At 38.0% G+C, this 5,877-nt stretch carries 5 protein-coding genes; 2 read left to right on the top strand and 3 right to left on the bottom strand.

Annotated elements, in window-relative coordinates:
• Positions 1-277 precede the first annotated feature (277 nt).
• Together H6F47_RS26550 and H6F47_RS26545 are read right to left on the bottom strand one after the other, a co-directional pair.
• Positions 278-673, bottom strand: a complete 396-nt coding sequence (locus H6F47_RS26550; protein WP_190651729.1) for a hypothetical protein — start codon at positions 671-673, stop codon at positions 278-280.
• A gap of 44 nt (positions 674-717) precedes the next feature.
• Complete coding sequence (locus H6F47_RS26545; RefSeq protein ID WP_137668791.1) at positions 718-1,593, bottom strand: ABC transporter permease; 876 nt, start codon at positions 1,591-1,593, stop codon at positions 718-720.
• A gap of 625 nt (positions 1,594-2,218) precedes the next feature.
• Here H6F47_RS26545 and H6F47_RS26540 point away from each other — a divergent pair.
• Positions 2,219-3,235 carry a methyltransferase gene (locus H6F47_RS26540; RefSeq protein ID WP_190651727.1) on the top strand — a complete coding sequence of 339 codons (1,017 nt, stop codon included), beginning with the start codon at positions 2,219-2,221 and terminating at the stop codon, positions 3,233-3,235.
• Positions 3,236-3,701: 466 nt separating this feature from the next.
• Here H6F47_RS26540 and H6F47_RS26535 read toward each other — a convergent pair whose 3' ends face one another.
• Positions 3,702-4,088 (bottom strand): hypothetical protein, encoded by a 387-nt coding sequence (locus tag H6F47_RS26535; RefSeq protein WP_137668789.1) that lies wholly within the window; start codon positions 4,086-4,088, stop codon positions 3,702-3,704.
• A gap of 170 nt (positions 4,089-4,258) precedes the next feature.
• On the opposite strand from H6F47_RS26535, the gene gatB reads away from it, so the two are divergent.
• On the top strand, positions 4,259-5,737 hold the full coding sequence (gene gatB, locus H6F47_RS26530) for an Asp-tRNA(Asn)/Glu-tRNA(Gln) amidotransferase subunit GatB (protein ID WP_190347118.1): 1,479 nt from the start codon (positions 4,259-4,261) through the stop codon (positions 5,735-5,737).
• The last annotated feature ends 140 nt before the right edge of the window (positions 5,738-5,877 follow it).

The following is a 5,877-nucleotide window of genomic DNA, read 5'->3' as shown; positions in this document are numbered from 1 at the left end:
CCGGAAAATGCACGCTTTTAGGAGTATACCCCTGAAAAATCCTGCACTGATTTCCTGATTTTCCACCTGAAACCCTTGATTTATCAAGGTTTTGAGTTTATTCAGCAAGCCCTAACTAATAATTTTCCAGAACCTCAACTTCAAACCCAACCAGGATGAGAAGTTGAGGTTTTGACTGTTCCAGGACTTACGCAAAACAGAACAAAAGTAGGGGTAATTCATGAATTACCCCTACGCAAGAATCAGCTTTTATTCCAATCTTGTGTAACTGCTATTTTCATTGATCTGAAGCAGGTAAATTGATCAACGGTACTGCATTTTCACCGGATGTAGTTGGTGAAGTTGTAGTTGGTGAATTTGGGTTTGGTTGTTGCTGACTTTGCAGAAGTTTTTGTTGTCTGGCTTTAAACGCTGCTGCTGCGTCATTTAGCTGTTGATTTTGTTGTTCAGAATTCCAGTTGAGAGTGCCGAAATTTGCCTGATGAATCAGGTTAAACATATTGAAATCTGAACCATTACCTAACATTGAATTGCTATTTTTATCAGTCTCCAAAGTAGCAAAAGGTTGATTTGGATCAGCTAAACTCGGTGGTGCTACTAAAACAGATGCAAAGCTAATTCCTGCGAAAGTGGCAACTAAGATTTTTGGAACTGGTAAAAATGGTTTGTTCATGAGATTTCCCCTCACATTTTGCCTCATTTAATCATGCTTCTATATTAAGCCAGTGTCTTGCGTAGTTGGGGTTGAATGCTGAGTAAAGCCACTACAGCAAATCCTAGTAATACTAACAATGCTCCCCCAAAGGTAACATCACCCCAGAAAGCGTGCATGACAACATCACTTAATCCCCAATTACTGTTTAGATATAAGTAGCGTATGGGTTCAATTGCATAGCTGAGGGGGTTGAGGGTAGCGATCGCCTGTAACCATCCTGGCATAAAGGATAATGGTGCTAAAGCTGTGCTGGCAAATAATAAAGGTAGGTTAGTCACAAAAATTACTGCAATTAATTCAATGTGTCCTGGTAAAGCAAAGGCTAAACCGAGGGAAATGGCGGTGACACCTAAAGCTAGTAGAAATACTATGAGAGCGATCGCCCCTAGCCCGGATGCATCCGGTAAACCTGCACCTAAAAACGCCGCTGCACCGACAATTACAGCCGCTTGCAGTAAACTTTGGCTAATGATAAAGATAGCAGAAGCAAAGACAATTGAGAAACGAGAAGCTAAAGGTGCTACCAGTAGACGGTTTAAAAAGCCAAATTCCCTGTCAAACATCACAGGTAAACCGGCATTTAACGCCCCAGCAAAAGCGGTAAAGACAATTACACCAGCCGCTAAAAATTGTCCGTAATTTGTCGTACTACCAAATAAACCCTGGGGCGCATTTTGGAATAATGCACCAAACAACACCAACCACATCACCGGTTGAATAATCCCTGCTGCTAGAGTAGAAGGACGACGTTGTAATTGAATAAATAGACGACGAGTTAAAGCTAGGGTTTCTTGGACTATTTCCCCCAAAAAGTTGGGTGTATTTTTAGCAACTACGGTCTGTGAGTTGAGTTGCTGGAAATTGATATCTGTCTTCATAGGGATTTTCAGATTAGATATACAGTAGATATACAGGGTGTAAACTTAAAAAGTCCGAATTATAAACATTTTTGCACTTGGGAATTAGCCCATAATCACAATAATATTTATAATTCTTAATATTACATTATATCAAAATATGATGTAAAATAATGTTGACATTGTTGACATTAATAAAGATTTAGCTATAGATATCCATTGACTGGGAGCATCCCAAATGTGTAAATTTATTTTTATCTAGTATTTTTATCTAGGGAACTAAAATGCTCCAAGACTTGATATGATTGAACCGCAAAGGACGCAAAGGACACAAAGATAAGAGATTGTGAGAGATTGTGAGAAATTGTGAGAGATTTTTTAGTGTTGTTGCGTTTATTTTGTCAAAATTGGGATGCTCTCCATTTACTCAACGTGATTACGCCTTAAAAGAAGAAGATTATGAAAATTCATTACATCAATACCCGCAAAATTCCCATCTTGTTTCATAATAGATAGCAGTGCAAAAACAAAATAATTTAAACGTAAGAATTTAGGAACAGAAATCACTTAATTCTTACCTACATTGTTTATTTTGGATTCTGATTGATTACCGTCCAACCAATATCAATAAAGTGGTAAACTGCAAATGAATGAAACTCAACTTTCTCTACATACTCAATTAACACAAATGATTAGCGGTTATTGGGTAGCTCAAGCTATCTCCACTGCTGCTAAATTAGGCATTGCTGATATTTTGCAACAAGGTGAGCAAACCTGTCAAGAATTAGCTGAAAGTACAAAAAGTGATCCTAGTGCTTTATATCGTCTCATGAGGGCTTTAGCAAGTATCGGGATTTTTCAAGAAACAGATAATCAAAACTTTATCCTCACTCCTTTAGCTGAACATTTATGTAGTGATCATCCGCAATCAGTCAAAGCAACTGCTATTATGCTAGGAGATGCACCCCATTATCAACCTTGGGGGAAAATGTTTTATAGTGTGAAAACCGGAAAACCAGCATTTGATCATCATTTTGGGATGGGTGTATTTGAATATTTTAAATCCCATCCTCAAGATGCGGAAATTTTTGAGGAAAGCATGAATTGTTTTTCTTTAGTTGAGGAAAAAGCTATTCTCGATGTTTATGATTTTTCCCCCTTTAAAACCTTGGTAGATGTAGGTGGAGGATATGGAGAAATGTTAAGTAATTTTCTACAACAATATCCCCATCTCCAAGGTATTCTCTTTGATGAAGAATATGTAATTTCACATTGTCAACCAACATTAGAAAAACATGATATAGTTAGTCGTTGTCAAACTGTTAGCGGTAGTTTTTTTGAAGCAGTTCCATCAGGAGGAGATGCTTACCTTTTAAAACATATTGTTCACGACTGGGATGATGAAAGAGCAATTAAAATTCTGCAAAATTGTCGAAATGCTATGGATGAGCATAGTAAAATATTGGTTTTAGAAATGATTATTGAACCTGGTAATATTCCGGGTGCTGCAAAAATGTTAGATTTGAATATGTTGGTGATGTGTCCTGGTGGTAAAGAAAGAACAGCAGCAGAGTTTCACGAATTATTTACGAAAGCTGGTTTAAAATTAACTCAGATTATTCGCACTGCTGATGATATTTGTATCATTGAAGGTTGTAAATAAACTCTCAGTTTTTTTATGATAGCATCCCAATGAAAGAAAAAAAGTAAGCATTCAGCAAGATACTAAAAAACCCGAATTACATCTGGCAAATTTTTCTCATCAACAATTACAGAACTTGTCCATATTCTGATTTTATCAAAAAATCTGTCCACTTATAGGTAGGACAAGTTTTGGAATATGCGGTTAAAGCAGGTTTAGCGTTAAATTGTCAAAATGTCAGAATTCAGGAGTCAGTAGGGGCAAACCCCCCGTGGTTGCCCCTACTTGAATTTTGTATTTTAAATTCTCAATTATGACAAAATATCTCACTATTAATTAATTAATTAATTATTCAATTTTTAACAATTTTCATGTATTTACACCACATCTGCAAAAACATATTTTTTCCTTAGCGTCTTTGCTGCTTTGTGTCTACCCTGCGGGATCTCCTGACGGAGATTGCGCGAAACCTTAATCAAGATTTGGTTCATTCTAATTTTTCCCTCTTCCGTACACCTTCTGTATTCTTTCTTCTGCCGCTTGCTTTGTTGTGCCTCCTGCGTTTTTGCGGACTTTTTCTGTGTTCTTTTACAGAAAATCCGTGGGCTATAAATGTTGTTTTTCTACCTTGTAAATCAGTTGTAGAAACATATCTTTCATCTAAATCAGAAACAGGTTGATAATTACCCCATCCTAGAAATTCATATTGCTGTTGTCGTGCTGCTTCCCAAGAATTGGCTTCAAATTTTTTTATCAATTGAGAATTATCATCTAGCAAAACACGGGCGCTTTCATTATGTGATGGAAAGAAATCATAGCTACCATCTTCATTTTGCCATAATTCATAAGTTGTTAATTTTAAAGAACTTGTCATATACTTTTTTTAGCAAATTCATGAGGTTTAAACATAAAGTCACTCATAGGTTTGTCTATGAGTGTACAGGTTTGTCTATTAAATTGTCAACTTAGGACAAGCTCATCCTTTAGCACAACTCCCGACAACGCTAAAATAGTACCCTAAAGCAAAATCATCAACATGATAATATGACCACAGCTACACCAGTAAAAACAGAATACGAAGCAATTATTGGTTTAGAAACCCATTGTCAACTTTCTACAAACACCAAAATCTTCTCTAGCAGTTCCACCGCTTTTGGTGCAGATCCTAATACCAATATTGACCCGGTGTGTATGGGTTTACCAGGAGTTTTACCTGTACTTAATGCCAAAGTTCTAGAATATGCAGTTAAAGCAGGTTTAGCGTTAAATTGTCAAATCGCTGAATATAGTAAATTTGACCGTAAACAGTATTTTTATCCTGATTTACCGAAAAATTATCAAATTTCTCAATATGACTTACCCATAGCTGAACATGGTTGGTTAGAAATAGAAATGGTAGACGAAGCGGGAAACCCCACCCGTAAACGCATCGGTATTACTCGTCTGCACATGGAAGAAGATGCAGGAAAACTTGTACACGCAGGAAGCGATCGCCTAGCAGGTTCTAGTTATTCTCTGGTAGACTATAACCGCGCTGGTGTCCCCTTGGTGGAAATTGTTTCTGAACCAGACCTGAGAACAGGCCAAGAAGCTGCGGAATATGCCCAAGAACTACGTCGCATTATGCGTTATCTTGGTGTCAGTGATGGCAATATGCAAGAAGGATCTTTGCGTTGTGATGTGAATATTTCCGTCCGTCCTGTAGGACAAGAAAAGTTTGGTACGAAGGTAGAAATTAAAAATATGAACTCCTTTAGTGCCATTCAAAAAGCGATAGACTATGAAATTGAGCGTCAAATAGCCGCTATTGAAGCAGGGGAAAGAATAATTCAAGAAACCCGACTTTGGGAAGAAGGTTCACAACGTACTAGCAGTATGCGGGTTAAAGAAGGTTCTAGCGATTATCGTTATTTTCCTGAACCTGATTTAGCACCTATTGAAGTTTCTGATGCACAATTAGAAACTTGGAAAAGCGAATTACCAGAATTACCTGCACAAAAACGCCATCGTTATGAAAATGAGTTAGGACTTTCTGCTTATGATACGCGAGTTTTAACAGAAGATAGTTCTGTAGCTGGATATTTTGAAAGTGCTATAAACGCTGGTGCAAATCCCAAAGCTGCTGCAAACTGGATCACCCAAGATATAGCAGCCTACTTAAATAAACAAAAACTCACCATTTCCGAAATTAAACTGAAACCTGAAAGTCTTGCAGATGTAATTACCAGAATAGAAAATGGTAAGATTAGCAACGCTCAAGCAAAGGAGAAATTAGTAGATTTACTGAATGGGCTAGAACCAGAAAAAGCCTTTGCAGGTCAAGAATTAATCAGTGATCCGGCTGTTCTAGGACAAATTATAGATGAAATCATTGCTGCAAATCCGCAACAAGTAGAACAATACCGGGGAGGAAAAACCAACCTCAAAGGTTTCTTTGTAGGACAAGTGCTGAAAAAGACCAACAAACGCGCTGAACCTAAACTAACTAACGAGTTAGTCGAAAAGAAACTGAACGGAAATTAGTAGTAGTCAGGAGTCAGGAGTCACCAGTCACCAGTCCCCAGTCCCCAGTCACCAGTCACCAGTCCCCAGTCACCAGTCCCCAGTCCCCAGTCACCAGTCCCCAGTCCCCAGTCCCCAGTCCCCAGTCCCCAGTCACCAGT

Origin of the sequence: Sphaerospermopsis sp. FACHB-1094 (assembly GCF_014696195.1) — a bacterium.
Classification (GTDB): Bacteria; Cyanobacteriota; Cyanobacteriia; order Cyanobacteriales; family Nostocaceae; genus Sphaerospermopsis; species Sphaerospermopsis kisseleviana.
This window is presented reverse-complemented; position numbering and strand designations above follow the sequence as displayed.

What these genes read in the sequence shown, in the direction of transcription:
- H6F47_RS26535 (WP_137668789.1), bottom strand. Translation starts at nt 4,088, where the DNA reads ATGACAAGTTCTTTAAAATTAACAACTTATGAATTATGGCAAAATGAA.
- H6F47_RS26540 (WP_190651727.1), top strand. Translation starts at nt 2,219, where the DNA reads ATGAATGAAACTCAACTTTCTCTACATACTCAATTAACACAAATGATT.
- gatB (WP_190347118.1), top strand. Translation starts at nt 4,259, where the DNA reads ATGACCACAGCTACACCAGTAAAAACAGAATACGAAGCAATTATTGGT.
- H6F47_RS26550 (WP_190651729.1), bottom strand. Translation starts at nt 673, where the DNA reads ATGAACAAACCATTTTTACCAGTTCCAAAAATCTTAGTTGCCACTTTC.
- H6F47_RS26545 (WP_137668791.1), bottom strand. Translation starts at nt 1,593, where the DNA reads ATGAAGACAGATATCAATTTCCAGCAACTCAACTCACAGACCGTAGTT.